Raw genomic sequence first — 25,013 nt, forward strand, 5'->3', positions numbered from 1 at the left:
CCAAAACGCCAATCGTCGCCCCTTGAAGCGCACCCTGTCAACCAGCCGTTGGTCGGCCCTCGGGGTTAATGACGCACCCGGTTGATGTGGGTCACGGCGCGAATATTGCGAATTCGCCGCATGACTCTCGCCAGGTGGCGACGCCCGTTGACATGCACCACCAGACTGACAACGCCCAGCCGTGCATTCTGCTCTTCCACGTTGATGCGTTCGATGTTGCCGTCAGCCATGGCGACAGCGTTAGCCACCTCCGCAATCACCCCACGCTGACGCTCAAGCTCGACCCGCAACTCAACAGAAAACTCGTCAGTAATATCCTTGGCCCATTTAAGGTGGGTCAGGCGCGCGCGCCCCTCGTCGTCCTCGGGCAAACGGGAGCAGGTATCGGAATGGATCATCATGCCCTTGCCCGAGTCCATAATACCCACCACCGGATCACCGGGAATCGGCTTGCAGCAGCTGGCAAAACGGACCAGCAGGCCCTCGGTACCGCGAATGGTCACCGGACTACCCTGGGACCGGGCATCCGCCACCGAAGCAGCGGCTTCCTCCTCACCACTGACCAGCTGCCGGGCGACCAGATAGGCCATGCGATTTCCCAGCCCGATCTCACTGACCAGGTCATCCATGCTGGTGACCTGATTGTGTTTGACCACCGCATTGATCTGACTGTCACTGATTTTGGACAAGCTGGTACCGAAGCCTTTCAGTGATTTCGTCAGCAGTGCCTTGCCGAGCTCCAGGGATTCGGTCCGTTTCTGATTCTTCAGCACGTGACGAATGCTGCTGCGGGCCTTACCGGTGACAACAAAACTCAACCACGCGGGGTTCGGGCGCGCCCCGGGGGCGGTGATGATTTCCACGGTCTGACCGCTCTGCAATGGCTGGCTCAACGAGCCCAGGTTGCGGTTGATACGGCAGGCAACGGTGGCATTACCAATATCGGTGTGAATGGCGTAGGCAAAGTCCACCGGCGTCGCGCCACTGGGCAATTCCATAATCTTGCCCTTGGGCGTGAACACATAGATTTCATCCGGGAACAGATCAACCTTGACGTGTTCAATGAATTCCAGGGAATCGTCCGCCCGCTCCCGCATTTCCATCAGGCCCTGCACCCAGCGGTCCACCCGGGACTGGTTCACACTGGTCACGCTGGAGGGTTCGTTCTTGTACATCCAGTGGGCAGCAATACCGTTGTTCGCAATATGCTCCATTTCCTCGGTACGGATCTGGATCTCGATGTTCACGTGCATACCGAACAGCGTGGTGTGCAGGGACTGGTAGCCGTTCGCCTTGGGCATGGCAATGTAATCTTTGAAGCGTCCGGGCAGCGGCTTGTAGAGGCTGTGCACGGCACCGAGAATGCGGTAGCAGTCGTCCTCGGTATCGGTGATGATGCGGAAGGCGTAAACGTCCATGATTTCGTGGAACGACTTCTGCTTGAACTTCATCTTGTTGTAGATGCTGTTCAGGTGTTTTTCACGCCCCAGAATGCGGCCCGGCAACCCCCGCTCTTCCAGTTTTTCCTGCAGCTTGCCCCGAATCTCGTCGATGATTTCCCGGTGACTGCCTCTCAGTTTCTCCACCGCCTTGGAAATGTACCGCGATCGCATGGGATACAGGGACGAGAAGCCCAGATCCTCCAGCTCGGTGCATATCGAGTGCATGCCCAGGCGATTGGCAATGGGAGCGTAGATATCGAGGGTTTCGGTGGCAATACGCAGACGCTTTTCATAGGGCATGGGGCCCAGGGTGCGCATATTGTGCAGGCGGTCCGCCAGCTTCACCAGAATAACGCGGATATCCCGGGCCATCGCCAGGGTCATCTTCTGGAAGTTTTCCGCCTGGGCCTCAGCACGGGAGCGGAATTCAATCTGGGTCAGCTTGCTGACGCCGTCCACCAGCTCGGCGACATCCTCGCCAAACTGATCTGAGAGGGCATCCTTGGGAATACCAGTGTCTTCAATAACGTCGTGAAGCATGGCCGCCATCAGGCTCTGATGATCCAGCTTCAGGTCGGCAAGGATATGGGCAACCGCCAGGGGATGGGTGATGTATCGGTCGCCACTGCGGCGCATCTGGCCTTCATGGGCTTGTTCGGCATAATAGTAGGCCCGTCGCACCTGGTTGATGCGATTGGTATCCAGATAGGAGCTGAGTTCTTTCGCCAGCCCTTCAACCGTTGCCTCTGCCGACACCGCGCCTCCGAGTACAGGTTAAAATGTACAGATCGAAAATCAGGGACAAAAAAACCCGAATGCAAGCATCCGGGTCCTTCCACTGTCCTTCCAGTCATGCCTTATAGTTACACTATAAAAAGGCGGGGACAGATTTCAATGCTTAAGGCAGGTTGCCAGGTATTTCTCCCGGCCCCGAGACTTACTCGGGATCTTCTTCTGTCAGAAGACTGCGGGTCACCTTACCTTCGGCGATTTCACGCAGGGCAATAACCGTAGGCTTGTCATTCTCTTCCGGCACCATCGGCTCGAAGCCCTTGGTGGCAATCTGACGAGCGCGCTTGGTCGCCAGCATAACCAGCTGAAAACGGTTATCAACGTTTTCCAGACAATCTTCAACGGTAACTCGTGCCATAACTTCCCCGACAAAATAAGAAAATGAGTATTTCAGCAGACCGCATAGTTTACTGCGGCCGGTTCAATTTGTATACAGCGGAAACGCGACGTCAGCCCTGTTCCGACAGGCGCGCCAGCAAGTTCCGATGGCGAACCTGCTGGGCCGTCATCCGCAGGCGCTGACTGCGAACAATTGCCAGCAGATCATTCAGTGCCACGCCAAAATCATCGTTCACCACCAGGTAATCAAATTCGACAGCGTGGCTACACTCTTCTGCGGCCTCTTGCAGCCTGCGCTCAACCACCTCTGGCGCATCCGTCCCGCGACCGGTCAGTCGCTCGCGCAACGCTTCCGGTGATGGCGGCACAATGAATATACCAACACATTCGGGAATGACCCGTCGCACCTGTTCGGCGCCCTGCCAGTCGATTTCCAGGATCACGTCCCGCCCCTTTGCCAGGGTTTCACGAACCCAGACCTGGGAGGTGCCGTAATAATTACCGAACACATCGGCATGTTCGAGAAAATCACCACGGCCAATCATGGCCTCAAACTCGTCACGGCTGACGAAATGGTAGTTCACCCCGTCCTGCTCACCCTCTCGCATTGGGCGAGTAGTATGGGAAACGGATACCCCCAGCTTCTCATCACTGCGCAGCATTTCCGCCACAAGGCTGGTTTTCCCCGCCCCGGAAGGGGCCGAAATCACATAGAGAGTACCTTGTTCAACTGCCTGGCTCATGGTGCACAACACTCCGGATCCTGACTGAATTCCGCGACATCCCACCGGTCACAACCCGCTGCCGCAATTAACAAGGGACGGAATTATACACGATGCGGAAATCCCTTACTCCAGGTTCTGCACCTGTTCCCGCATTTGCTCGATCAGCACTTTGAGATCCACCGCTACGCGGGTCACCCGCGCGTCGATGCTCTTGCTGCTCAGAGTATTGGCTTCGCGATTCAGTTCCTGCATAAGAAAATCCAGGCGTCGGCCGATGGCGTCATCGGACTGCAGGGTTTCCGATACCTCGGAGACATGAGCCTCCAGACGGTCCAGTTCCTCTGCCACGTCACTCTTCTGGGCCAGCATCACCATCTCCTGGGCGATCCGTTCCGGATCCAACTCAACTTTCGCCTTCTCGAACCGCTCCTTCAGATTCTTCTCCTGGGCCTTCAGCAATTCCGGCATCAGGCTGCGCACCTCACTGACGAGATCACCCATGGTCTTGAGACGATCATCAAACAGCGGCCGCAAACGCTCGCCTTCCCGTTCACGGACTGTCACCAGCTCCGCAACCGTTCGCTTGAACAGCTCTCCCGCCGCCGTCTGTGCCGGGCTATAGTCCAGCTCCTTGGCTGCCAGCACACCCGGCCAGCGCAGGATATCCAGGGCACTGATGTGGGCAGGGTTATCCAGCATCCGATTGATGTGATTCGCCGCCTCGTTCACCGCATGAGCCACCTCTTCACAGACCTCAAACTCCTGAGTCGCGCTCTCAGCCGTCTGCAGGCGCATGGACACATCCACCTTTCCACGCTTGAGTTGCTGACGAATCTGATCGCGGAATGCATTCTCCAACTCGCGGAGCGCCTCCGGCAACCGAAAGGAGGGCTCCAGGTACCGATGGTTCACTGTACGAATCTCACACGTCAGTGTTCCCCACTCTCCCTGGGTATCCTGTCGGGCAAAGGCAGTCATACTTCTGATCATGGCGACTCCGCTTGTCATCAAGTGCAATCGTTCAAGTTTAGCAGGCCGGCGCGCAAAACCGCGAACCCGACCAACGCCGTGACCCTCCACGGCAGAGACCGGAAATTCCCCGTGTTATACTCGGCGGTCTTTCATTTTCTCAACAACCGGGTATAACGCCCGGACATCCACTACCACTATCAGGAAACACTATGCGACCAAGCGGAAGAACTCCGGAACAACCGAGAGACATCCGAATTACCCGCAACTACACCCGCCACGCAGAAGGCTCCGTACTGATCGAGTTCGGCGACACCAAAGTCATCTGCACCGCGTCTGTCGAGAACAAGGTTCCCCCGTTCCTGCGCGGCGAAGGCAAAGGCTGGATCACCGCCGAATACGGCATGCTGCCCCGCTCCACCGGCAGCCGCATGGGCCGCGAAGCCGCCCGTGGCAAACAGGGCGGCCGCACCGTCGAAATCCAGCGCCTGATCGGTCGTTCCCTGCGTGCGGCGGTTGATTTGAGCGCTCTGGGCGAGCACTCCATCACCATCGACTGCGACGTCATCCAGGCCGACGGCGGCACCCGCACTGCGGCCATCACCGGCGGCTGCGTGGCCCTGGTCGATGCACTGAACCACCTGGTCGCGGAAAAGCGCCTGAAGGAATCACCGCTGAAGCAGATGGTTGCGGCTCTCTCGGTTGGCGTGTACAAAGGTACCCCGGTTGTCGACCTCGACTACCCGGAAGATTCCGAAGCCGAAACCGACATGAACGTCATCATGACCGATCAGGGTGGCTTTATCGAGATTCAGGGTACCGCCGAGGGTGCGCCGTTTGTTCAGGAAGAACTGGACAGCATGCTGGCGCTGGCGAAGAAGGGTATCGATCAGCTGTTTGAGATTCAGAAGGCAGCTCTGGAGGGGTAACTTCCCGGACTTGTGAGTGTCGGATTACGGCTGACGCCTAATCCGACCTACGACTGGCTTGCAAGATTAACTGCAGAGTCCGGGCGCCGGGCCTGAGCCTTCTCCCCAGACTGTTGAAGGCCAGGGACGGCCTGAAACAAGCGCACATGGATGTGCTCGTAGCGTGTCTGGGGAGAAGGCTCAGGCCTGGCGCTTCCTCCCAAACTGAAAACTAAAAGCCGATTTCGATGTCGTAGTCCATGATCACCGGCGCGTGATCGGAGAACCGGGTGCCGGTGTCTATCCAACCGTCCTGAATGGTCTTGCGAATGCCCGGCGTCATCAAGTGATAGTCCACCCGGATACCCGCATTCTTACGCGAACCTTCGATCTGCTCCGGCCACCAGGTAAACTGATTACTCTGCTTGTTGATCTCGCGGAACGCATCGATACAGCCCATCTCATCAAACAGACGATCCAGCCACGCCCGCTCATGGGGCATGAAACCAGACACATCCAGCTTGTGGTAAAGAGGACTCGCGTCCGTCACATGGTGGGCAGTCTGCAGGTTGGCGCAGAAAATAAACTGGCGACGCTTACGCAACGTCTTCTGCATGTGCAGACCGAAGGCGTCCATGAAGTCGTCCTTGTGGTCCAGCACGGTCAGATCATCATCACCGATCAGCTCGTCTTCCCGCCCCAGAGCACAGGGGGCCAGGACACAGGCAACCGAAACCTTGTCAAAGTCCGCCTGAATAAAGCGCCCTTCGCGGTCCGCCTGTTCATTGGCGAACCCATACATGATGGCCTTCGGGAAATGACGGGTGTAGATACCGACACCGCCATCCTCGTTGTTCTCGCCATCGATGAAATAGGCCTCGTAGCCTTCCGGAATCAGGTTAAAGTCTTCAACTTCATAGGCCCGCATGCGGTGATCCTGGACGCACACCACATCTGCGTCCTGCTCGGCCAGCCACTCGAAGAAACCTTTTTCAACAGCCTGGGCCAGACCGTTGACGCTGATTGATACTACCCGCATACGTGTTCCCTGATTCGGTTTGTGTGTATGATACCCGTTTTACACTTTAATTAAAGATCCACACCCGCCAGAAGCCCTGTCATGCACGACTATCAGCAACATTTCATTGAATTTGCCATTCGCCGTAACGTTCTCCGTTTTGGCGAGTTTCAGCTCAAGTCCGGACGTACCAGTCCGTACTTCTTCAACGCCGGCCTGTTCAACACCGGTGAGGATCTGCTCGAACTAAGCAAGGCCTATGCCGCAGCCCTGCAGCGCAGCGGCCTGGATTATGACATTATTTTCGGCCCTGCCTATAAGGGCATACCGTTGGCCACCGTAACGGCCATGGCACTGGCCTCTGAAGGCCAGAACAAACCCTTCGCCTTCAACCGCAAGGAAAAGAAGGATCACGGTGAGGGCGGCAACATCGTCGGCGCACCACTTGAGGGCAAGGTACTGATTGTCGATGATGTCATTACCGCCGGCACCGCCATCCGCGAATCCATTGATCTGATCCGTGCGGCTGGCGCCGAGCCTGCTGGAGTGCTGATAGCCCTCGACCGGCAGGAACGTGGCACCGGCGAACTGTCCGCCATTCAGGAGGTGGAACAGGACTTTGGCCTGCCAGTGGTCAGCATCATTCAACTGGATCAGGTTCTCGATTACCTGAGCAGCCAACCAGACTTTGCCGAACACGCCAGTAACGTTGCACAATACCGGGATCGTTATGGAGTCTGAGTTCACATGAAGCATCTGACCAGGTTTTCACTCATCATTTCCGCCCTGCTGCTGACAACAGCTGTAGCAGAAGCGAGAATGTACCGTTATACGGATGAAAACGGTCAACTGGTCATTAGCAATACCGTTCCCCAGGAAGCCTCCAAACGGGGATACGACATCCTTAACTCCAAAGGCCGTGTTATTGACACGGTCGCCCCTGCTCCCACGCCGGAAGAAATTGCCGCCCGGGAAGCTGAAGAAAAGCGTCAGGAAGCCGAGCGACTTCAGCTCGAACACGATCAGACGCTGCTAAAACGCTACAGCCATCCCGACGAAGCCGTCAGGGCCATGCATCGAAAAATCCGTGAACTGGAAAGTCTCAACCAGCTCAAACGGGGCAACATTTCGGTGATCGTCAACCAACTGGATAGCGAAGAAGGTCGGGCAGCCGACATGGAACGCGCCGGGCGTGAAGTACCAGAATCCACTCTGGAAAAGATTCGGCGCCTGGAAGCCCAGATCCGTGACATTGAGCAGGAAATTGCCTCCCAGAACTCCGAAATCCAGTCCCTGCGCGAGAATTTCGAGGCTGATATCCGGCGCCTGGAAGAGCTCACGGGAGAGGAGCGAACACTTCCCCTCGAACTCCCCGAAGAGCAGCAGTAAACATTACCCGGGACACAAAAAAAAGGCCGCCCCGTTGGGGCAGCCCCTTTCATTTCTGACCACTAAGCCGATCAGGCAGTAGCAGTGCTCTTCTTGGCGGTGGTCTTACGCGCCGCAGGCTTCTTGGTTTCAACAGACTTCTTGGCAGTCTCGGCTGCTTCGGAAACTTCTTCTGCTGCTTCGGAAACAGCGTCCGCGCCTTCGGCGGCTTCTTTTTCCAGCTTGGCAACCAGCTCAGCTGCAAAACCGTTAAAACGGCTGTTCAGGCTGCGCAGCTGCTCGAACAGGCTTTCGCTGTAGCCGTCGTAACGGGTACGCAGGGTCTTTACGCTGTATTCGCGCACTTCAGACTCCAGCTTCTCAGCATAATCGAACGGCTTGGAAGCGAGCTTCTTCTGCTGCTCTTCTGCGGCGTTGATGCCCTTCTCTACGATGTCCTGAAGCTGTTCCTGATATGACTTGAGTTTACCCATAATAGTCTCTCCTGAGATTGTCGAGGTTGTGGATTCGTTACGGATCCTTATGACACTCCCTCAGGCTACGGCTAAAAATTAGAATGTTCATACTAATAAGGCCGCCCAGAACACAATCAGGGTGAGATCGTGACGTTACCAGCGGAAAATGACCCAGCTGGGCACCAGCATGTCGGTCTCGTCCTCACGGATCCAGCCACCACCATCGGCCGGCACCAGATAGTATTCCGGCCCTACTTCCGGCACGACCTTGATCTCCACCAACTGACCATTCACCCGGTATTCGTAAAACACTTCCTGCTCACCGGGTCGAATCACGATCTGCGGTCCCTCGGAGGACGGCTGGTAATCGGACACCACAACGGGCTCTTTCGGGGTTTCCACAACCTCCTCATCAAGCCCGCCACTCTGCTGCGCCAAAGCAGGGGCACAAAGCAGTGCGGATACAACACCCAGGCAGGTGATTCGCTTCATTTTCGTGATACCCTTTCGTCCATTCATGACTACAGAGTTGCACAACGCAACCCCTGCTTCAATCAGAATTCGGACCTGCTTGATATGACACAGCAACAGACCCCACCGGTCGTTCTTGTAGACGGCTCATCCTATCTGTTCCGGGCTTACCACGCCTTGCCGCCCCTGACTACCAGCAAAAACCAGCCAACCGGCGCCATCAAGGGCGTCATCAGCATGCTGCGGCGTCTGGAACAGGACTTTCCGGGCTCCAAGATGGTGGTGGTGTTTGATGCCAAGGGCAAAACCTTTCGTCATGACATGTACGAAGACTACAAGGCCAATCGTCCGCCCATGCCGGACGATCTCGCCACTCAGATCAAACCGATCCACGAGATAGTGAAAGCCATGGGTCTGCCCCTGCTGATCGTACCGGAAGTGGAAGCGGACGATGTGATCGGCACCCTGGCCCATGAAGCCACCAGTAAGGGGATTGATGTGGTCATCTCCACCGGTGACAAGGACATGGCGCAACTGGTCAGCGACCATGTCACCCTCATCAACACCATGACCGAAACCCGCATGGATCGGGACGGGGTGATAGAGAAGTTTGGCGTCAAGCCGGAGCAGATCATCGACTATCTTGCCCTGGTCGGCGACAAAGTGGACAACATTCCCGGCGTTAACAAATGCGGCCCCAAAACCGCGGTGAAATGGCTGCAGGAACATCAGGACCTGGACCATGTCATCGCTAACGCGGACAAGGTCAAGGGCAAGATCGGCGACTACTTGCGAGAGGCCGTGGACACCCTGCCCCTGAGCCGTGAACTGGCAACGATTCGCACCGACGTCGACCTGGAGTTCGGGCTGGAGGATCTGCAGCTGCGCAACCAGGACGACAGCACCCTGCTGGATCTGTTCCGGGAGTATGAATTCCGTGCATGGATTGCCGAACTGGAAGACTCCGGAGACGCCTCCTCCGATACTCAGACCGAATCCACCAGCAAGAACAGCAAGCCGCTGGAGAAACGTTACAGCGTCATCACCGACCAGGCAGAACTGGACACGTGGATCGACCGCCTGAAGAAAGCCCCCCTGTTCGCCTTCGACACCGAGACCACCAGTCTGCGCTATATGGACGCGGAGATTGTCGGGGTATCGTTTGCCATCGAACCCGGTGAAGCCGCTTATGTGCCCCTGGCCCACGATTACATGGGCGCGCCGGACCAGTTGGACCGGGACAAGGTATTGTCGCAACTGAAACCACTGCTGGAAGATCCCGACGCAAGAAAGCTGGGGCAAAACCTGAAGTACGACAAGAACGTGCTGGCGAACCACGACATAACTCTGGAAGGCATCGCCGAAGACACCATGCTGGAGTCCTACGTTCTTAATTCCGTGGCTTCGCGACACGACATGGACACCCTCGCCAGACAGTACCTGGATGAACAAACCATCACCTTTGAGTCCATAGCCGGCAAAGGCGCCAAGCAACTGACATTCAACCAGATTGATCTGGAAAAAGCGGGGCCCTACGCCGCCGAAGACGCTGACATTACCCTCAGGCTGCACCAGGTACTGCGCCCGCAACTGGCGGAAACCGGCAAACTGAAGTCCGTGTACGAGGACATTGATCTGCCGCTGGTGCCGGTACTTTCCCGCATGGAGCAGCGCGGTGCGATGGTCAGCGCCAGCACTCTGAAACAGCACAGCCAGGAACTGGCAGAGCGGATGGCGGAACTGGAGAAAGAAGCTCACGAGGAAGCTGGCGAAACCTTCAATCTGGGCTCCCCCAAGCAGCTGCAGGCCATCTTCTACGACAAGATGGGCCTGCCGGTCATCAAGAAAACGCCCAAGGGCGCTCCTTCAACCGCGGAACCGGTGCTGCAGGAACTGGCTCACGAGCACGCCCTGCCGCGACTGATTCTGGAGCACCGCAGCCTGAGCAAGCTCAAATCGACCTACACCGACACCCTGCCGGAGCTGATACACCACCGTACCGGTCGCATCCATACCTCCTATCACCAGGCGGTCGCGGCCACCGGACGGCTGTCGTCGTCGGAGCCCAATCTGCAGAACATACCCATCCGCAGCGAGCAGGGTCGTCGTATTCGTCAGGCCTTTATTGCCCCCGAAGGTTACAAACTGGTGGCTGCAGACTACTCCCAGATTGAGCTGCGGATCATGGCCCACCTGTCTGGCGACAAGGGGCTGCTGACCGCATTTGAACACGGCGAAGACATCCACAAGGCAACCGCTGCCGAAGTTTTCGGTGTTTCACTGGGCGATGTCACTGGCGATCAGCGCCGCAGCGCCAAAGCCATCAACTTCGGGCTGATCTACGGCATGTCCGCTTTTGGCCTGGCGCGACAGCTGGACGTCGGGCGCAATGTTGCCCAGGAATACATCGATCGCTATTTCGAGCGTTACCCGGGCGTTTTGAAGTACATGGACAGCATCCGCAAACAGGCCCACGACGACGGGTACGTGGAAACCCTGTTCGGCCGCCGACTTTACCTGCCCGAAATCAACGCTCGCAACAAGCAGATGCAGCAGGCCGCTGAACGCACCGCCATCAACGCGCCGATGCAGGGAACCGCCGCCGACATTATCAAACGCGCGATGATCGACGTCGAAAACTGGCTGTTGAACAACCACGCAGACGATGCACGCATGATCATGCAGGTACACGATGAGCTGATACTGGAGGTCAAAGAGGGCGCGGTGGAGAAGATCTGCAAAGGCCTGGAAGACAGGATGTCCGCCGCTGCCAGCCTCAACGTTCCCTTACTGGTCGAGGCCGGCGTCGGCAACAACTGGGACGAGGCACACTGATTCGTGGGCGGGCCGGGCGACCATCCGGCCTGCACCATATTGGTACCAATTTGGGGCAGGTTCCGATCTAAATGCCCCGTTCCGGCCCACCCTTCATATTGCCGACTCAACAACGGCGCGCCTTCACGAAACGGCATGAAATTCGCAGGCTATTTGCTTGTCGGCTCCCATATCCACAAAGGAGCCAGGTTGTGACAATTCTTTTCCGAGGCCGTTACCATGACATCTCTGGCATCTGAACGAAGCTGGCTACTGGACCCTGGCCTGCTCAAACTCGTCCACCAGTGCCGTCGAATGATCCACACCGAGTTCGGGGTCAAACTGCACCTCACCGAGGAGCATCTCGAGCAAAGGCTGGCAGACTACGCCCGTAAAACACGTTCCAGCCAGCTGATACGAACCTGGGAAACCCTGAAAGAGCGGGTTCCGCATCTTGATATCGCCGAAACAGAGGACGACAACCCGGAAGGGTCCAAACGAACCTACCGCGGGCAGGCGATGCCGGAAGACAGTAACGGCAAGGACAGCCATGAAGAGGGAGAAGAAGCCCGACCACGACGAACCAAGGTGATTTATCGCGGCCAGGTGGTTGGCTGACCGGATCCAATCCAGTCAGCCTGTCAGCAGAACCCGCTTAGAAAGACTTACTGACCTGGATGCCTGCACTCCAGGCGTCGAGTTCGTACTCACCCCGGTAGTTGCTCGGATCTTCAGTGCCCGTGGGCAGCCGGGAGACCTGTGACGGGTTTTCATGCTGGTAGTTGCGCTCGTCCACCTTGCCATTGCCGTCGAAGATCAGGGTGCCGGCCGCCACATCCACGGTCCAGCCAGTGCTCTGATCGGCCCATTGGGCACCGAGAGTCAGCCAGTGGCGGTCATTGGAGGGAATCCGTGCCGTCACGAAGTCTTCATTAACCGGTGACTCATCAAAGGCATAACCGGCCTTGAAGGCCCACTCCGGAGCCGCCTGCCAGATCCCGCCAAGGTTGAACTGCCAGGTGTTCTGCCATTTCTCGGTGATGTGACTCAGGACGGCACCTTCCTGAGGCGCCTGAGTTATCTCTCCCCCCGTTTCACGACTGACGATATCCAGTTCTTCAAAGCGGCTCCACTTGGCATAAGTCGCGCCTGCCAGGAGCGTTACAGTACCCGTCAACTGGTGGCGCGCACCAACGGTAATACTCTCGGGAATGGCCAGCGGCACTTCCACCTTCTCAGACACGCTGGTCGGGGTGACCACCCCAGCCGCCGGATTGACGTAGCCAGTCAAATCCGCGTCACCCTTGAGGTTCAGCTCGGTGCCAGTTTGAGCGGACAACCCGAACTGGGTCCTCTCAGACAGCTCATACAGGAAACCCACACGGAAGGTGACGCCAACATCGTCTCCTTCAATGTCTGCGTAACCCTGGTCATAAAATCCGGGATCGGGATTGCCACTGGGCGCCGTTACTGCAACGCTGGCCAGCGAGTTATCCAGAAACCGCGTGAGCTTGCCTTCGGCATAAATGATGTTGATACCCGCGCCCATGGACAGGCCCTGGCCGTTACTGACGGAAACGGATGGGCTGAAGGAGATCGCAGTCAACTCGGTTTCATCAGCAAAGAAACGCCCTGTGAAGTCATCGTCGTAATCCGCAGCCAGGCCGAACGGCGCATGAATACCGAATCCGACATCAACGGAATCACTGACTTCGTGCGTCATGTAGACATTGGGGAGGACCGCCGGGTCAGCAATATCTCCGCCGCGCGAACCCCGTACCGGGAGCCCCAGCTGATTGATTGCTTCCACGCCCTCTTTTGCTTCCGCATCAATATCCAGCACAGCCGCACCGAACGAGAGGTTAGTACCAGACAGCTGACTCATGCCCGCTGGGTTGAACAGCACGGTGGTCGCGTTCTCGGGATTGGCGGCGGTGCCGGCATTGGCAACACCCATGGCGCTGGCGCTTTGCTCATTCAAGGCAAAACCACCAGCCAGAGTACTAACGGGGGCCGCGGCGAACGCCAGGGGGACCAAGCGGATGGCACAAAAGAGATTGGACTTGTTAAGGCGCATACTTCCTCCTGTTAATTTGGCGGCGGAGTATACGCATCTCGGGCCAATGGCCTCAAATGCCATCCCTACTGGTTCGGGACACTAATTATTTTAGACGTTCGTCTGATTCTCTTAACGTTCGATCAATCGTCCTGGATCGACAACTTGTCCACGGACGAGGACAGCTGGTCGGCGCCCTGGGCGTCGGTACCCAGTTTGATCATCAGGCGCAGGTCATTGGCGGAGTCCGCATGAGCCAGGGCGTCCTCGTAGGTAATGGAACCTTCTGCATAGAGCTTGTACAGGGCCTGATCAAAGGTCTGCATGCCCGCTTCGTTGGACTTGGACATCAACTCCTTGAGCTTGTGGACTTCTGCCTTACGAATCAGGTCTGCCACCAGCGGTGTATTGATCAGCACCTCAATCACCGCCTTGCGGCCCTGACCATCCGGCGTCGGAATCAACTGCTGGGCCACAATGGCCTTAAGGTTGAGGGACAGGTCCATCCAGATCTGATTGTGCTGTTCCGGCGGGAAGAACTGAATGATGCGGTCCAGCGCCTGGTTGGCGTTGTTGGCGTGAAGCGTGGCCAGGCACAGGTGACCGGTTTCCGCGAACTGTACCGAGTATTCCATGGTCTGACGGGTCCGCACCTCACCGATGAGAATCACGTCCGGCGCCTGGCGCAGCGTGTTCTTGAGTGCTACTTCGAAGCTTTCGGTATCAATCCCCACTTCCCGCTGGGTCACGATACAGCCGTGATGCTGGTGGACGAATTCGATGGGGTCTTCGATGGAGATAATATGGCCACGGCTGTTGCGATTACGATGCCCCAACATGGCCGCCAGGGAGGTGGACTTACCGGTACCGGTGGCACCGACGAACATGATCAGGCCCCGTTTGGTCATCGCCAGGTCCTTGATCACCTCCGGCAGGGCCAGGTCATCAATCTGGGGAATCTTTATCTCGATCCGACGCAGAACCATGCCACAGAGGTTACGCTGGAAGAAGGCGCTTACCCGGAAACGGCCAATGCCCCGGGCACTGATGGCGAAGTTACACTCATGGCTTTCCTCGAACTCGGCCCGCTGCTTGTCGTTCATGGCTCCGTAGACAAACTCACGGGTCTGCTCGGGGGTCAGGGCGTTCTTGGTGACCGGGAGCACCTTGCCGTTCACCTTCATGCTCGGTGGCACACCGGCGGTAATAAACAGGTCCGAACCGCCCTTTTCCACCATCAGCCGCAACAGTTTTTCGAATTCCATGATTTGTTACCTACTCTTTCAACATTCGGCGCCGGGGCAGGCCGGGTGAAACTGTCCGGGACACGCTGTGAATACGTCCCTTTACGCTTGACAAAAACATCCCTGTTTTTGACAGTCCCGGACAGTTTCACCCGGCCCGCCCGCAAACATTAATCGTGCCTACCAGATCAGAAATTGTCTGGCATTTTTGCCTTGGCCTTGGCTGCTTCACGCGAGATAAGGCCTTTCTGCAACAGGCGCTCCAGGCACTGATCCAGAGTCTGCATGCCGATGGAACCGCCGGTCTGGATGGACGAATACATCTGGGCGATCTTGTCTTCCCGGATCAGGTTACGGATCGCCGATGTGCCGATCATGATTTCGTGGGCAGCAATCCGGCCACCGCCCATTTTCTTCATCAGCGTCTGGGAAATAACTGCCTGCAGGGATTCCGACAACATGGAACGGACCATGGACTTCTCCTCCGCCGGGAATACGTCAACCACCCGGTCGATGGTCTTGGCAGCGGAGGTGGTGTGCAGAGTGCCGAATACCAGGTGCCCCGTTTCCGCTGCGGTCAACGCCAGACGGATAGTCTCCAGGTCCCGCAATTCGCCCACCAGAATAATATCCGGGTCTTCCCGCAGGGCCGAGCGCAATGCTTCATTAAAGCCCAGGGTATCCCGGTGCACTTCCCGTTGGTTAACCAGACACTTCTTGGATTCGTGCACGAATTCGATGGGGTCCTCGATGGTGAGCACGTGCTCATAACGACTGTCATTGATGTAGTCGATCATCGCCGCCAGGGTCGTGGATTTACCGGACCCCGTCGGTCCTGTCACCAGCACCAGCCCCCGAGGCACCGAGGACACGTCCTTGAAGACCTGACCCATACCCAGATCTTCCATCGTCAGAACCTTGGACGGGATGGTCCGGAATACCGCACCCGCACCCCGGTTCTGGTTGAAGGCGTTAACACGGAATCGGGCGACACCGGGAACTTCGAAGGAGAAATCGGTCTCGAAAAATTCTTCGTAGTCCTTCCGCTGCTTGTCGTTCATGATGTCGTAGATCAGCCCATGGACTTCTTTATGCTCCATGGGTGGAAGGTTAATCCGGCGCACATCGCCATCAACACGAATCATCGGGGGCAATCCGGCGGACAGGTGCAAGTCAGACGCACCCTGTTTGGCCGAGAAGGCAAGCAGTTCAGTAATATCCATAGATTTCCTCGGAAGGCGTTTTTCTTTTATCCAGGTCTGAAGCCGGCTCCGGTGCGGACCCCGCAGCCAGTATCACTTGGCATTTCAGTAACCTGCGGGTAACGTGTCAGCGAGACAGTGACAGACCGGACTCGGCGGATTCACACTATGAGCAGCATAGCAGACAACATCGGGAGCGTAACCCGACGCATACAAAAAGCAACATTGAAGGCCGGGCGGCCTCCCGCTTCTGTGCACCTGTTGGCAGTCAGCAAGACTCGTTCAGCAGAGGACCTGAGGGCAGCGGTAGCCGCTGGCCAGATGGCCTTCGGAGAAAACTATCTGCAGGAGGCCCTGGACAAGATGGCAGCCCTGGAGGATCTGCCAGGCATCGACTGGCATTTCATCGGTCCCATCCAGTCCAACAAGACCCGTCAGATTGCCAACGCCTTTTCCTGGGTGCACAGTGTCGATCGCCTGAAAATCGCTCGCCGCTTGAGTGAACAACGAGACGCCAGCCTGCCGCCCTTGAATATTTGCCTGCAGGTCAATATCAATGAAGAAGACAGCAAATCCGGGTGTTCACTCGAAGAACTGGAGGGGCTGACCGGGGCCATAGGTGAGCTGCCCAACCTCTGTCTCCGGGGGTTGATGGCAATCCCTGACCCCGATCAACCGGAAGCGAAATTGCGGGCCAGTTTCCGCAAACTGGCCAATGCACTGAAAAACCTGCGCCAGGGTCAACCCGAAGCCGGCCCCCTGGACACCCTTTCAATGGGCATGTCCGGCGATATGGAAATGGCCATAGAAGAAGGAGCAACCTGGGTTCGTGTTGGCACCGCCGTCTTTGGCGAACGGCCACCTAAGAGCTGAATCGGTCAGTTCCTGTTATCATCGGGACCGGATCAACGACAGATCAACTTGTGGAGTGAACTTTGAGCACATCACCAACCATTTCGTTTATCGGGGCAGGCAACATGGCCAGCGCCATCATTGGCGGTATGCTGGACAACGGTTTCAAGGGAGCCGATATCTGGGTCAGCGCTCCCGATGACAGTCACCTGCAGTCCATTCGCAACCGTTTCGGCGTCAGTGTGACCACTGATAACCGCTACTGTGCACAGCAGGCCGACATGGTGATCCTGGCGGTGAAACCCCAGGTCATGGCGGATGTCTGCCGCGACATTGCCCCCGTGGTGCAGAACACCCGCCCGCTGATGGTCTCCATTGCCGCTGGCCTGGAAGCCGGAACACTGGACGAGTGGCTCGGCGGCGGTCTGCCGCTGGCCCGGGTCATGCCCAACACCCCCTCCCTGGTTGGCAAGGGCGCCGCCGGGCTGTTTGCCAATGATCAGGTCAGCGACAAACAGAAGAAAATGGTCGAAACCGTCTTCAACAGCATCGGTTCCGCCCTCTGGGTTGATGAGGAATCCCTGCTGCACGCCGTTACCGCCCTGTCGGGCAGCGGCCCTGCCTACTTTTTCCTGATGCTTGAAGCTCTGGAAGATGCGGCCACAGAGGCCGGCATTGCTCCGGAGACGGCCCGTCAACTGGCGATTCAGACCATGGCCGGCGCCGCCGAAATGGCCGGTCGCAGCGAACACGACCCCGCACAACTGAAACGTAATGTGATGTCCCCCGGGGGCACCACCGAGCGCGCAGTCCATACCTTTGAGGATGGCGGCCTGCGGGAACTGGTCAAGAAAGCCTATTCCGCTGCGTTCTCACGCTCAGAAGAAATGGCCAAAGAACTGGCCGGCAAACAGTAACCGATAACGGAGACACGGCTTCATGCTGGCTGATATTCTGATCACGATCCTGCTCATCGCGTCGACCTTCTACATGACTATCGTGCTGCTGCGTTTTTTGCTGCAGCTGGCAAGAGCGGATTTCTACAACCCCATTTCCCAGTTTGTGGTGAAAGCCACCAACCCACTGCTGCGACCGCTCCGGAGAGTCATTCCGGGTTGGGGAGGTATCGACGGTGCTGCTCTGGTGCTGGCCATCGTTATTCAGGCCATCGCATTTCTGCTGATTCTGGTGACCCTGAACGGTGGCATGCCAAGCATCAACCCGATCACTCTGCTGGTGTGGGCCGCACTGAATGTACTGGACCTGATCGTCAAGATTTACTTCTGGTCGGTCATTGCCGTCGTTGTAATCAGCTGGATAGCTCCCGGGAGCCATCACCCGGCCATTCAACTGGTAGCGCAGATCACCGAGCCGGTCATGCGCCCGGTGCGCAACGTTATACCCTCAATGGGCGGTCTGGATTTGTCACCGATTGTGGTGTTCCTGATCCTGAACGTGATATCGGTAGTTATTAACCATATGAAAATTGCCGCTGGCATGGGCGCACTGGCTGGAATGTAAACCAGATCCCGAAAATACATTTTGTTACAGTTAGCAACGCAAAACATCATATCCGGGCCACCGACTCATCCTACTGATTCGGTGGCCTTTTTTGACCAAAACCTGCCTCTCTGCTATACACACCTGCTTTGACTCCCAAAGAAATGCACAACAGTTGGGATATTATTGCCTATAGTTTGCCGTTAACCCGTGCACCAAAACCGTTACCCGGAAGTCGCGCAGAAGGAAATTCCGATGAACAAACAAGGAACTCTGTCGCAGCAGGTAGAGGCCTACCACAACTGGAAGAAGGAACTGATCCGCCAGATAGGCCGATATCGATTGTGGTTGCAGGATAACAACCTGTTTTCAGAGGACGTAAGCCGCCGTATCCGGCACGGCCTGGAATTATTGATTGAAGACGAGCTGACCATTGCCTTTGTCGGGGAATACTCCCGTGGCAAAACCGAGCTGATCAACGCCCTGTTTTTCTCCGAGTATGGCCAGCGTATGCTGCCATCTCAGGCCGGACGCACTACCATGTGTCCCACCGAGCTGTTCTTCGATCGCACCGAAAACGCCAACTACCTGATGCTGCTCCCCATTGAGACTCGCACCGGGGAATTGTCCCTGCATCAACTCCGAAAGCAACCCGAGCGCTGGGTCAAGCATGACCTGGATGAGCGCAACCCTGAAATCATGCGGGAAGTGCTGTCCGAGGTCGCCCGGGTGAAAAGCGTCACCCCCGGTGAAGCCCGTAACCTGGGCTTCGACGAGAACATGTTGGAGCACGACCGCAACAACCCCGGAAACGTACTGGTACCGGCCTGGCGTAACGCCCAGATCAGCATTCGCCACCCACTGTTCGAGCGCGGCCTGCGCATTCTAGACACACCCGGCCTCAACGCCCTCGGGTCTGAACCGGAACTGACCATCAGCATGCTGCCTCGGGCCCATGCCATCATTTTCCTGCTCAGCGCCGACACCGGTGTCACCGCCAGTGACATGACCATCTGGAAGGACCACATCGATACCGAGCATGCCGACCATCGCGCTGGCCGGTTTGCCGTACTCAACAAGATCGACGTGCTCTGGGATGATCTTCAGGGCGAGCAACACACCCGCGACGCGATTGACCGGGTTTGCGGCTACACGGCCGATCACCTAGGCATCCGCAGTGGTGATGTCATCCCGTTGTCAGCCAAGCAAGGCCTTATGGCCCGCATCAAACAGGACCATGACCTGTTTGACCGCTCAAACCTGGGCCAGCTGGAACAGCTGATCATCAAGCGCATCCTGATGCACAAGGAAGAATTGATCACCCAGAGCCTGATCAATGATCTGCTTGGCATGCTCCAGAACAGCCAGGCCGCCATGCAAACCCGTCTTGACGCCCTGGAAGAGGAACTGCAAGCCTGTTCCGGCGTGACCATGGACAAGGAAGCGCTGCACCGTCTCGCTGACCGCGCCCAGAAGGATTACGAGTTTTACTACAAGAAACTGATCACCCTGCGCTCCAGCCGTCGTCTGATGGAATCCCAGGGTGAGATGCTGAACAAGCTGGTCGACGAGCAACGTTTCGAAGAACACGCCAGTAAAGTTCGTACAACCATGTCCAAAAGCTGGACAACGGTCGGCATGAACCGCGGCATGGAGCACTTTTTCGAGCTACTGGAAAGCGACCTGAATAACCTGATGAGCGAAGGCTTGCTGGCGGAAAAAATGGTCGGAGCCATCTATCGTCGTTATAACGAAGACACCCGCGCCCGTCACCTGGAACCCATCCCCCTGCGTTCGGGCCGCCACATCATTGCCGTAAGGGAACTGCGCAAAAAAGCCCGGCGTTTCCGGGCAAACCCCAAAAACCTGTTGAGCGAACAATCCGTGCTGATCAGGCGGTTCTTCAACGTCATGGTCAACGAGGCCCGCACCCTGCATGAAAGGGCCCGGCACGACGTGGAACGATGGCCATCGGAAGCCCTGCTGCCGATCATGCAGTACTCAATGGAACAGAAACAGCTCCTCGAACACCAGATCCGACGGCTTAAGGACATGGTACGCAGTGACCGGGACAGTCGTGCCGAGCGTAAACGCCTGCAAAACGCCATCACCGACTTGCGCCGTCAGCTGGAACTGGCAGACGCCATGCATCGGCAAATCCGCAAGCCCGCCCCCACGCTGATTCAACAGAAAGTCGTCAATATATCCGGCGCCATCTGAGGCGCCCGGTTTTCTGCGGTTGCAGGCACGGAGAGCGGCCTTTAAACTGCTGGGCTGGCAACCGCTCTCCCCGCGTTGTTCCAGACTTTCACTGACTGAACCAGGAACCTGTCGCGCCGATGCCCGATTCCCTGCCAACGGATTCTGTCGGGATTGTCACCCCGCAGACGCTACATTTTGACGCGCCCATCACCCTGGCGTGTGGGCAAACGCTGGATAGTTACGATCTGGTGATCGAGACCTACGGCACATTGAATGCCGACGCCAGCAATGCCGTTCTGATTTGTCATGCCCTCAGCGGCCATCACCACGCCGCCGGTTACCACTCGATGGAAGAGCGAAAACCTGGCTGGTGGGACAGCTGCATTGGCCCGGGCAAGCCCATCGATACAAATCGCTTCTTTGTCGTCAGCCTGAACAACCTCGGAGGCTGCCACGGCAGCACCGGCCCCAACAGCGTCAATCCGAAGACGGGCAAACCCTACGGCCCGGAATTCCCGGTGATTACAGTCAGCGACTGGGTACAGAGTCAGGCCCTGCTCGCGGACCGGCTCGGCATCGAATGCTGGGCCGCTGTCGTAGGCGGCTCCCTTGGCGGCATGCAGGCACTGCAGTGGAGCCTGGATTACCCCGACCGGCTGCGTCATTCGGTGGTGATTGCCTCCACCCCTCGCCTGACGGCCCAGAATATCGCCTTCAACGAGGTGGCACGACAAGCCATCACCTCGGACCAGGAATTTCACGACGGCCGTTACCAGGATTTCGATACCGTGCCTCGCCGCGGCCTGATGCTGGCACGAATGGTGGGCCACATCACCTACCTGTCCGACGCGTCCATGGGTGAAAAATTCGGCCGGGAATTGCGGGACCAGGCCTACAAATTCGGCTATGACGCGGAATTCCAGGTGGAGAGTTACCTGCGCTATCAGGGCGAACGCTTCTCAGAGATGTTCGATGCCAACACCTACCTGCTGATGACCCGCGCACTCGATTACTTCGACCCTGCGTACGAGTATGGCGGCGACTTATCGAAGGCCCTGGCGCCTTCCAACTGTGAATACCTGGTATTGTCCTTCAGTACCGACTGGCGCTTTACCCCGGCCCGCTCCGAGGAGATGGTCAACGCCATGATCGCGGCAAAAAAACGGGTAAGTTACGCGGAAATTGACGCGCCCTGGGGCCACGACGCCTTCCTGATCCCGACCCCCAGGTATACCGACATCTTTAACGCCTATATGGATCGTGTCGCACGGGAGGTGGGCGTATGAGACCGGATCTGGAAATCATTCAGCAATGGGTCAAACCCGGCAACCGGGTACTCGACCTGGGCTGCGGTGACGGCACCCTGCTGGACTTTTTGCAGCGTGAACGTAACGCAACCGGCTTTGGACTGGAAATTAATCCGGACCACATTACCACCTGCATGGGTCGTGGCGTTTCGGTTATTGAACAAAATCTGGACACGCAGGGACTGGGTAATTTCGACGACCGGACCTTCGATACCGTGCTGATGACCCAGGCCCTGCAGGCCGTACGACGACCGGACATGGTACTGGAGGAAATGCTCAGGGTGGGCCGTGAAGGTATCGTCACCTTCCCCAATTTTGCCCACTGGCGCCTGAGATGGGGCCTGACCCTGAGAGGGCGCATGCCGGAGTCCGAAGCCTTGCCATACAAGTGGTACAACACGCCTAACATCCGGCTGTGCACGTTCAGGGATTTTGAAGCCTTGTGCCGCCAGAAGAACATCCGCATCAAGAGTCGCCGGGTGGTGGATGGACAACACCAGAATAGCTGGCTCGCCCGCCTATGGCCTAATATGCTGGGAGAGATCGCCATTTACCGTATTACACGGGAGGAGACCTAATGCAGAACACCCAACATTGGCTGGCAGCCGCTCTGCTCTGCCTCGCTTTCATCAGCTTCCAAGCGCACGCTGCCGGCGCAAAGGATTTTGGTGAGTATCAGGTACATTACAGCGTCTTTCCAAGCACCTTCCTTGACCCTGAGGTGGCGAAGGCCAACAACCTCACTCGCAGCCAGGGTATCGGCATCGTCAACATCGCGATCATGCGCGAGGATGAAAGCGGCGGGCTGACTACGGTAACGGGACAGGTGGAAGGCAAAGCACTCAACGATGTCCAGCAACCCAGTTTTCTGGCGTTCCGGCGAATTAAGGAAGGTGAGGCGGTGTACTTCATAGCAGAATACCAGTACCGCAATGCCGAACTGATGACCTTCCAGATCACCGCTCGCCCCAGCGGCGCCGGAACAGATCTTCCCATCCGATTCTCTCACACGCTGTTCAACGACTGATGACTGAAACTCGTACGAAGCTGGTCATCGCCAGCAACAACAAAGGCAAGATCGCGGAACTAACCGACCTGTTAGGTCCGCTTGGCATTGAGCCGGTGGCACAGGGAGAACTTGGTGTCAGCGCAGCGGAAGAACCCGCGGTGACTTTTGTCGAGAACGCCATTCTCAAGGCCCGCCATGCCGCCCGCGCCACTGGCCTGCCAGCACTGGCCGACGACTCCGGACTCGCGGTTGATGCCCTCGGCGGTGCGCCCGGCGTCCGTTCGGCCCGTTACGCAGGCGAAAACGCGAGCGATGACGACAATGTACAGGCGTTACTCGAAGCCATGTCTTCTGTTGCAGAGGAAGAACGAGGCGCCCAGTTTCACTGCGTGCTGGTGTACCTGCGCCACGCCGATGATCCAACACCCATTGTCTGTCATGGCCGCTGGCCCGGAAGCATTCTGCCCAGCCGCCGTGGCGAAGGCGGCTTTGGCTACGACCCCGTATTCCTGGTTCCGGAAACAGGCTGCAGCGCTGCCGAACTGAGCCGGGAGCAAAAGGGCAAAATCAGCCATCGCGGCCGCGCTCTGACACAACTACTGGATCAGCTTAGGGCCAGGGCGGCATCGTCGTGACCTCCAGCTCCGCAGGGGCGGGTACAATGCTGCCGCCCCTGAGCCTTTATATCCACGTGCCCTGGTGCGTTCGCAAGTGCCCCTATTGCGACTTCAACTCCCATGCCTTCAGTGGTGATATTCCGGAAGACGCCTACCTGCGGGCACTGCTGGAGGACCTGGATCAGGATCTGGCCCTGACCGGTGGCCGCAGCATCCAGACTGTCTTTATTGGCGGTGGCACACCGTCGCTGATGTCCCCCGATTTCTATCAGCAGCTTTTCCGCGCCCTGAAACAGCGCCTGGATTTCAACCCCGACGCCGAGATCACCCTGGAGGCCAATCCCGGGACCGTGGAGCAGGCGCGATTTGAGGGGTTCCGTGAAGCCGGCATTAATCGCCTCTCCCTGGGCATCCAGAGTTTCAACCCGGACCATCTGAAGGTTCTCGGCCGTATCCACGATGACAAGGCGGCCCATCAGGCGATTCAGGCGGCCAGACAGGCAGGCTTTGACAACTTCAACCTGGACCTGATGCATGGCTTGCCGGGACAGACACCGGACAACGCCATCGCCGACCTTGAAGCGGCACTGGCATGGGAACCACCTCACGTTTCCTGGTACCAGCTGACCCTGGAACCCAATACCGAATTCTACAGCCGTCCCCCGGCTCTGCCGGATGACGAACGCTTATGGGAGATCTACGAAAAAGGGGGGGCCTATCTGCGACACCATGGCTATAGCGATTATGAGGTGTCCGCCTGGTCCCGCCCCGGCATGGCGTCCCGCCATAACCTGAACTACTGGACCTTTGGCGACTACCTGGCACTCGGTGCCGGCGCTCATGGCAAGATTACCGGCTCCGGGCATTCGTCGCGATACTGGAAAACCCGGCAACCGTCCGCTTACCTGAATCGTATCGGCAGCCGCACCGCCGGCAGCGAGACCATCGCACCGGACGACTTGCCGCTGGAGTTCCTGATGAATGCACTGCGACTGACTGAAGGCGTGGACGATCAATTATTCAGTACACGAACAGGTTTACCCCTGAGCACGGTTGCGGTAAAACTTGAACAATTGAGAAAGGAAAATCTGCTGGCCCCTGACCGGCTCAAAGCCACCGAACTTGGCCACAGGTACCTGAACAGCCTGCTGGAGCGTTTTCTGTAATGCACATGCTGAGCACCGTCCGATCACTGCCCAAACGCTTGAAGCTGGGCATGATCTTCTCCATCATCCTGCTGGTGGCCTTGCTGGCCATCAACCAGCCCCTGCAAACCGGTTCAGCTCCACAGGGCATCATCAGCTACCAGTTGGCCGCCACCGCAGATCATTCCATGGCCATCCTGCGCAGCTGGCGCGGGGACGTCATGATCTGGGCGTACACCTCGCTGTGGCTGGACTTCCTGTTTATTCCTGTCTATGTCATCACCCTGTTGATGATGACCAACCTGATTATGCGGGATCGCCCGGGGGTGCGCGAGCGCAACGTGGCCCGCTGGGTCAGGGCACTGTTTGTGTGTGCCGGCGCCAGCGACGTGTTGGAAAACATTCTTCTGCTGAACAACCTTAACCCGCCAACCGACACCATCAGCCTGTCCGCCACTATATGTGCGCTGATCAAGTACACCGGATTGATGCTCGGGTTGGCGGGGCTGGTCATTATCCGCGCAGCGAGGCGTCACCCGCTCGCTCACGGGTAACGC

The 25,013-nt window shown here is 57.5% G+C and carries 25 protein-coding genes; 15 read left to right on the forward strand and 10 right to left on the reverse strand.

What is annotated here, in order from left to right:
- Positions 1-65: 65 nt before the first annotated feature.
- The 4 genes from Q0Y21_RS17110 to Q0Y21_RS17125 form a co-directional block, all read right to left on the reverse strand.
- Complete coding sequence (locus Q0Y21_RS17110) at positions 66-2,198, reverse strand: RelA/SpoT family protein (RefSeq protein ID WP_297798052.1); 2,133 nt, start codon at positions 2,196-2,198, stop codon at positions 66-68.
- Positions 2,199-2,379: 181 nt separating this feature from the next.
- Complete coding sequence (gene rpoZ, locus Q0Y21_RS17115) at positions 2,380-2,592, reverse strand: DNA-directed RNA polymerase subunit omega (RefSeq protein WP_012139274.1); 213 nt, start codon at positions 2,590-2,592, stop codon at positions 2,380-2,382.
- A 91-nt stretch (positions 2,593-2,683) separates the two neighbouring features.
- Positions 2,684-3,316: a guanylate kinase gene (gene gmk, locus Q0Y21_RS17120; RefSeq protein ID WP_297798055.1), complete on the reverse strand. Its 633-nt coding sequence runs from the start codon at positions 3,314-3,316 to the stop codon at positions 2,684-2,686.
- A 105-nt stretch (positions 3,317-3,421) separates the two neighbouring features.
- On the reverse strand, positions 3,422-4,288 hold the full coding sequence (locus tag Q0Y21_RS17125; RefSeq protein ID WP_297798057.1) for a YicC/YloC family endoribonuclease: 867 nt from the start codon (positions 4,286-4,288) through the stop codon (positions 3,422-3,424).
- A gap of 191 nt (positions 4,289-4,479) precedes the next feature.
- Between Q0Y21_RS17125 and rph the strand changes: the two genes are divergently transcribed.
- Positions 4,480-5,196: a ribonuclease PH gene (gene rph / locus Q0Y21_RS17130; RefSeq protein ID WP_297798059.1), complete on the forward strand. Its 717-nt coding sequence runs from the start codon at positions 4,480-4,482 to the stop codon at positions 5,194-5,196.
- A gap of 211 nt (positions 5,197-5,407) precedes the next feature.
- On the opposite strand, the gene Q0Y21_RS17135 is transcribed toward rph, so the two are convergent.
- Positions 5,408-6,214, reverse strand: coding sequence for an exodeoxyribonuclease III (locus Q0Y21_RS17135; RefSeq protein ID WP_297798061.1), 807 nt, complete (start codon positions 6,212-6,214; stop codon positions 5,408-5,410).
- An 81-nt stretch (positions 6,215-6,295) separates the two neighbouring features.
- On the opposite strand from Q0Y21_RS17135, the gene pyrE reads away from it, so the two are divergent.
- Complete coding sequence (pyrE, locus tag Q0Y21_RS17140) at positions 6,296-6,934, forward strand: orotate phosphoribosyltransferase (protein ID WP_297798063.1); 639 nt, start codon at positions 6,296-6,298, stop codon at positions 6,932-6,934.
- A gap of 6 nt (positions 6,935-6,940) precedes the next feature.
- Complete coding sequence (locus Q0Y21_RS17145) at positions 6,941-7,582, forward strand: DUF4124 domain-containing protein (protein ID WP_297798065.1); 642 nt, start codon at positions 6,941-6,943, stop codon at positions 7,580-7,582.
- Between the two features lie 71 nt (positions 7,583-7,653).
- Here the strand turns inward: Q0Y21_RS17145 and Q0Y21_RS17150 are convergent, their stop codons facing one another.
- Entirely contained in the window at positions 7,654-8,055 is a 402-nt protein-coding gene (locus Q0Y21_RS17150; RefSeq protein ID WP_297798067.1) for a hypothetical protein, read from the reverse strand.
- A 135-nt stretch (positions 8,056-8,190) separates the two neighbouring features.
- Positions 8,191-8,529: a DUF2782 domain-containing protein gene (locus Q0Y21_RS17155; RefSeq protein WP_297798069.1), complete on the reverse strand. Its 339-nt coding sequence runs from the start codon at positions 8,527-8,529 to the stop codon at positions 8,191-8,193.
- Between the two features lie 84 nt (positions 8,530-8,613).
- On the opposite strand from Q0Y21_RS17155, the gene polA reads away from it, so the two are divergent.
- Both polA and Q0Y21_RS17165 read left to right on the forward strand, forming a co-directional pair.
- Positions 8,614-11,343, forward strand: coding sequence for a DNA polymerase I (polA, locus tag Q0Y21_RS17160; RefSeq protein WP_297798071.1), 2,730 nt, complete (start codon positions 8,614-8,616; stop codon positions 11,341-11,343).
- 219 nt (positions 11,344-11,562) lie between these two features.
- Positions 11,563-11,940, forward strand: a complete 378-nt coding sequence (locus tag Q0Y21_RS17165) for a hypothetical protein (RefSeq protein WP_297798073.1) — start codon at positions 11,563-11,565, stop codon at positions 11,938-11,940.
- A gap of 37 nt (positions 11,941-11,977) precedes the next feature.
- Here the strand turns inward: Q0Y21_RS17165 and Q0Y21_RS17170 are convergent, their stop codons facing one another.
- From Q0Y21_RS17170 to Q0Y21_RS17180, 3 genes are all read right to left on the reverse strand, one after another.
- Entirely contained in the window at positions 11,978-13,399 is a 1,422-nt protein-coding gene (locus Q0Y21_RS17170; protein ID WP_297798075.1) for an outer membrane protein transport protein, read from the reverse strand.
- Between the two features lie 122 nt (positions 13,400-13,521).
- Positions 13,522-14,643, reverse strand: a complete 1,122-nt coding sequence (locus Q0Y21_RS17175; protein ID WP_297798077.1) for a PilT/PilU family type 4a pilus ATPase — start codon at positions 14,641-14,643, stop codon at positions 13,522-13,524.
- A 167-nt stretch (positions 14,644-14,810) separates the two neighbouring features.
- Positions 14,811-15,845 (reverse strand): type IV pilus twitching motility protein PilT, encoded by a 1,035-nt coding sequence (locus tag Q0Y21_RS17180; protein WP_297798078.1) that lies wholly within the window; start codon positions 15,843-15,845, stop codon positions 14,811-14,813.
- A gap of 147 nt (positions 15,846-15,992) precedes the next feature.
- Between Q0Y21_RS17180 and Q0Y21_RS17185 the strand changes: the two genes are divergently transcribed.
- The 10 genes from Q0Y21_RS17185 to Q0Y21_RS17230 all read left to right on the forward strand — a co-directional run bounded on the left by Q0Y21_RS17185 (position 15,993) and on the right by Q0Y21_RS17230 (position 25,010).
- Positions 15,993-16,697 carry a YggS family pyridoxal phosphate-dependent enzyme gene (locus Q0Y21_RS17185; RefSeq protein WP_297798080.1) on the forward strand — a complete coding sequence of 235 codons (705 nt, stop codon included), beginning with the start codon at positions 15,993-15,995 and terminating at the stop codon, positions 16,695-16,697.
- Positions 16,698-16,759: 62 nt separating this feature from the next.
- The gene (gene proC / locus Q0Y21_RS17190) at positions 16,760-17,593 is read left to right on the forward strand and encodes a pyrroline-5-carboxylate reductase (protein WP_297798082.1); all 834 of its coding nucleotides are present in this window, start codon (positions 16,760-16,762) and stop codon (positions 17,591-17,593) included.
- Positions 17,594-17,615: 22 nt separating this feature from the next.
- Positions 17,616-18,197 carry a YggT family protein gene (locus Q0Y21_RS17195; RefSeq protein WP_297798084.1) on the forward strand — a complete coding sequence of 194 codons (582 nt, stop codon included), beginning with the start codon at positions 17,616-17,618 and terminating at the stop codon, positions 18,195-18,197.
- A gap of 234 nt (positions 18,198-18,431) precedes the next feature.
- Positions 18,432-20,396: a dynamin family protein gene (locus Q0Y21_RS17200; RefSeq protein WP_297798086.1), complete on the forward strand. Its 1,965-nt coding sequence runs from the start codon at positions 18,432-18,434 to the stop codon at positions 20,394-20,396.
- A gap of 119 nt (positions 20,397-20,515) precedes the next feature.
- The gene (locus tag Q0Y21_RS17205) at positions 20,516-21,664 is read left to right on the forward strand and encodes a homoserine O-acetyltransferase (protein WP_297798089.1); all 1,149 of its coding nucleotides are present in this window, start codon (positions 20,516-20,518) and stop codon (positions 21,662-21,664) included.
- A complete protein-coding gene (gene metW, locus Q0Y21_RS17210; protein WP_297798091.1) occupies positions 21,661-22,263 on the forward strand; it encodes a methionine biosynthesis protein MetW in 603 nt (200 codons plus the stop codon). Before Q0Y21_RS17205 ends, metW begins: the two co-directional genes overlap by 4 nt.
- On the forward strand, positions 22,263-22,712 hold the full coding sequence (locus Q0Y21_RS17215) for a DUF4426 domain-containing protein (RefSeq protein ID WP_297798093.1): 450 nt from the start codon (positions 22,263-22,265) through the stop codon (positions 22,710-22,712). Before metW ends, Q0Y21_RS17215 begins: the two co-directional genes overlap by 1 nt.
- Positions 22,712-23,329, forward strand: a complete 618-nt coding sequence (rdgB, locus tag Q0Y21_RS17220; protein WP_297798095.1) for an RdgB/HAM1 family non-canonical purine NTP pyrophosphatase — start codon at positions 22,712-22,714, stop codon at positions 23,327-23,329. Before Q0Y21_RS17215 ends, rdgB begins: the two co-directional genes overlap by 1 nt.
- Positions 23,330-23,355: 26 nt before the next feature.
- The gene (gene hemW / locus Q0Y21_RS17225) at positions 23,356-24,477 is read left to right on the forward strand and encodes a radical SAM family heme chaperone HemW (RefSeq protein WP_297798097.1); all 1,122 of its coding nucleotides are present in this window, start codon (positions 23,356-23,358) and stop codon (positions 24,475-24,477) included.
- Positions 24,477-25,010, forward strand: coding sequence for a hypothetical protein (locus Q0Y21_RS17230; RefSeq protein ID WP_297798099.1), 534 nt, complete (start codon positions 24,477-24,479; stop codon positions 25,008-25,010). Before hemW ends, Q0Y21_RS17230 begins: the two co-directional genes overlap by 1 nt.
- Positions 25,011-25,013 lie beyond the last annotated feature (3 nt).

Source organism: uncultured Marinobacter sp. (assembly GCF_947259545.1).
Classification (GTDB): domain Bacteria; phylum Pseudomonadota; class Gammaproteobacteria; order Pseudomonadales; family Oleiphilaceae; genus Marinobacter.

Coding starts and splice junctions, on each gene's coding strand:
- Q0Y21_RS17170 (WP_297798075.1), bottom strand. CDS start 13,399: ATGCGCCTTAACAAGTCCAATCTCTTTTGTGCCATCCGCTTGGTCCCC.
- Q0Y21_RS17230 (WP_297798099.1), top strand. CDS start 24,477: ATGCACATGCTGAGCACCGTCCGATCACTGCCCAAACGCTTGAAGCTG.
- Q0Y21_RS17215 (WP_297798093.1), top strand. CDS start 22,263: ATGCAGAACACCCAACATTGGCTGGCAGCCGCTCTGCTCTGCCTCGCT.
- Q0Y21_RS17175 (WP_297798077.1), bottom strand. CDS start 14,643: ATGGAATTCGAAAAACTGTTGCGGCTGATGGTGGAAAAGGGCGGTTCG.
- pyrE (WP_297798063.1), top strand. CDS start 6,296: ATGCACGACTATCAGCAACATTTCATTGAATTTGCCATTCGCCGTAAC.
- metW (WP_297798091.1), top strand. CDS start 21,661: ATGAGACCGGATCTGGAAATCATTCAGCAATGGGTCAAACCCGGCAAC.
- rdgB (WP_297798095.1), top strand. CDS start 22,712: ATGACTGAAACTCGTACGAAGCTGGTCATCGCCAGCAACAACAAAGGC.
- Q0Y21_RS17205 (WP_297798089.1), top strand. CDS start 20,516: ATGCCCGATTCCCTGCCAACGGATTCTGTCGGGATTGTCACCCCGCAG.
- gmk (WP_297798055.1), bottom strand. CDS start 3,316: ATGAGCCAGGCAGTTGAACAAGGTACTCTCTATGTGATTTCGGCCCCT.
- Q0Y21_RS17125 (WP_297798057.1), bottom strand. CDS start 4,288: ATGATCAGAAGTATGACTGCCTTTGCCCGACAGGATACCCAGGGAGAG.
- polA (WP_297798071.1), top strand. CDS start 8,614: ATGACACAGCAACAGACCCCACCGGTCGTTCTTGTAGACGGCTCATCC.
- Q0Y21_RS17150 (WP_297798067.1), bottom strand. CDS start 8,055: ATGGGTAAACTCAAGTCATATCAGGAACAGCTTCAGGACATCGTAGAG.
- Q0Y21_RS17200 (WP_297798086.1), top strand. CDS start 18,432: ATGAACAAACAAGGAACTCTGTCGCAGCAGGTAGAGGCCTACCACAAC.
- Q0Y21_RS17180 (WP_297798078.1), bottom strand. CDS start 15,845: ATGGATATTACTGAACTGCTTGCCTTCTCGGCCAAACAGGGTGCGTCT.
- hemW (WP_297798097.1), top strand. CDS start 23,356: ATGCTGCCGCCCCTGAGCCTTTATATCCACGTGCCCTGGTGCGTTCGC.
- Q0Y21_RS17165 (WP_297798073.1), top strand. CDS start 11,563: ATGACATCTCTGGCATCTGAACGAAGCTGGCTACTGGACCCTGGCCTG.
- Q0Y21_RS17185 (WP_297798080.1), top strand. CDS start 15,993: ATGAGCAGCATAGCAGACAACATCGGGAGCGTAACCCGACGCATACAA.
- Q0Y21_RS17155 (WP_297798069.1), bottom strand. CDS start 8,529: ATGAAGCGAATCACCTGCCTGGGTGTTGTATCCGCACTGCTTTGTGCC.
- Q0Y21_RS17145 (WP_297798065.1), top strand. CDS start 6,941: ATGAAGCATCTGACCAGGTTTTCACTCATCATTTCCGCCCTGCTGCTG.
- Q0Y21_RS17135 (WP_297798061.1), bottom strand. CDS start 6,214: ATGCGGGTAGTATCAATCAGCGTCAACGGTCTGGCCCAGGCTGTTGAA.
- Q0Y21_RS17195 (WP_297798084.1), top strand. CDS start 17,616: ATGCTGGCTGATATTCTGATCACGATCCTGCTCATCGCGTCGACCTTC.
- rph (WP_297798059.1), top strand. CDS start 4,480: ATGCGACCAAGCGGAAGAACTCCGGAACAACCGAGAGACATCCGAATT.
- rpoZ (WP_012139274.1), bottom strand. CDS start 2,592: ATGGCACGAGTTACCGTTGAAGATTGTCTGGAAAACGTTGATAACCGT.